This is a genomic window from Streptosporangium sp. OZ121 (assembly GCF_051918885.1).
Classification (GTDB): domain Bacteria; phylum Actinomycetota; class Actinomycetes; order Streptosporangiales; family Streptosporangiaceae; genus Streptosporangium.
Map to the genome: position 1 here is coordinate 1 of NZ_JBPXMC010000076.1, position 2,012 is coordinate 2,012.

Annotated in this window: 1 protein-coding gene; it reads right to left on the reverse strand. The window is 73.3% G+C overall.

The features are described from left to right. The coding region (locus tag ACTOQ1_RS42745) for a condensation domain-containing protein (RefSeq protein WP_440074315.1) at window positions 1-1,999 on the reverse strand (1,999 nt) is incomplete at its 3' end. Between the last annotated feature and the right edge of the window lie 13 nt (window positions 2,000-2,012).

Genomic DNA, 2,012 nt, shown 5'->3' on the forward strand with positions numbered 1-2,012 from the left:
CCCACCCGAAGAACCCCGAATGCAGCAACCCCTCCGGCACCGCACCCGCCGTCGCGTTCACCCCCGCCCGCACCAGCAACTGGTCGGCGGGCACCGGGCACGGCGCCGTGGAGTCCCAGCTTCCGGCCGACAGCCATTCGAGCATCCCGGCGAAGGCGCCGAACATGGCGTCGAGCACGCCGGGCGGGAAGAGCTCCTCGACCGCGTCCCAGTTGAAGAACAGGCCGCCGCCGATCTCCATCACCTGGTGGTCCAGCCACACCTGCGGCGTCTGGGACACGCCCCAGACGGGCTCGGCGAAGATCTGGGAGTCCGCGTCCCAGAGGTCGCCGTCGCCGGTCACGCCGAGCGTGCTGGTGAACACCACCGGCATGGAGACCTCGGCGGAGCCGGTGCGCCTGGCCAGCTCGCGCATCACCCAGATGGCGGAGACGTCGCTGTGCTCCAGATCGCGCACCACCTGCCGTTGCAGGCGCCGGGCGCCGTCGAGCCAGGTCTCCCCCGCGGCGGGCTCGTAGGCGACGAGCAGCAGCGAGGTGAAGTCGCCCAGGACGCGGTTGATGTCGGGGTGGACCTCCCTGCGGTCGAAGAGGGTGAGGTTGACCGTGAGGTCCTGCCGGGCGCTCCAGGCACCGAGGACCTCGGCGAAGGCGGTGGCCAGCACCGTGGAGGGGGTGAGCCCGTGCTCCTTGGCCGTGGCCTTGACGGCTCGCCACTGCTCGGGGGACAGGCGGCCCTCCCTGCGCGTGAAGCGGGGGCGGCCGATCTGCGAGGGGTCGGCGGCGAGCGGCAGCTGCGGCCCCGGGGGCAGATCGGCGACCCGCTCCGACCAGTACCGCTGCGAGCGCTCCAGCGCGGCGGGTTCGGGGTGGACGCCGAGGACGTAGTCGCGGAAGGACAGCTCCACCGGGGGCAGCTCCGCGCCGGGGTCGGCGTAGAGGGTCTCCAGTTCCCGCAGGACGATCATCGAGCTGAGCGCGTCCAGGACGATGTTGTCGAAGCTGACGCCGACGCGCGTGCGGCCGGCGCCGTAGCGCACGGCGCGCACGTCGAACAGCGGCCAGCGGGTCGCGTCGATGAGCTGGTGCGACATGTCCTCGCGGAGCCGGGCCAGCGCGGTGTCCGCGTCGTCCTCGCCGTCGGCGCCGGCGTCGACGACGGGAATCGTGAAGCGCGGCACCTCGGGCAGGATGCGCTGCCTGCCGTCGGGGAGGAACTCCGCGCGCAGCATCTCGTGCCGCTGGATGAGCGCGTTCCACGCCTCCTCCAGCCGGGGGATGTCGGTGCCGACCGTGTCGTACTCGGTGTAGAAGTGGCAGCCCACGCCGCCGAGCGCGAAGTCGTCGGTCCGCCCGACCCAGTAGGCGCGCTGCACGTCGGTCGGCGGGAAGGGGTCGTGGCGGTGTTCGAGGTCGGGGACCAGGGTGGGCAGGAGACGCTCGGGGTCGCCGGGTTCGAGGGTCGCCGCGAACTCCGCGAGGACCGGCGTCTCGAAGAGGGTGCCGAGCTCGGCCCCGGCGATCCCGGCGGCGCGCAGCCGGGTCACCAGGCGGGTCGCGAGGAGGCTGTCGCCGCCGAGCGTGAAGAAGCTCTGGTCGCGGCCGACGGCGGGCAGCCCGAGCAGCTCGGACCAGATCTCCGCCACGGCCGTCTCCATGCCCTCCTCGGGCGGGTCGAGCCGCTCGACGCGACCGGCGAGCCGGTCGGCGAGAAGGGTCCGCACCGCGCCCCTGTCGACCTTGCCGTTGGCGCTCAGCGGCAGGCTCTCCGCGACGGTGATCTGCTCGGGAACCATGTAGGCGGGCAGGCGCCCGGCCAGCCAGTCGCGCAGGGCCGTCTCGTCGGTCACGTCGCGGGTGACGGCCAGCGCGGCCAGGCGCCGGGTCGGCTCCCCGACCGTGACGGCGACGGCGCTCTCCACGGCGGGGTGGGCACGCAGGGCGGTTTCGATCTCGCCGAGTTCGATGCGGTGCCCGCGGACCTTGACCTGGTGATCCACCCGGCCCAGGAAC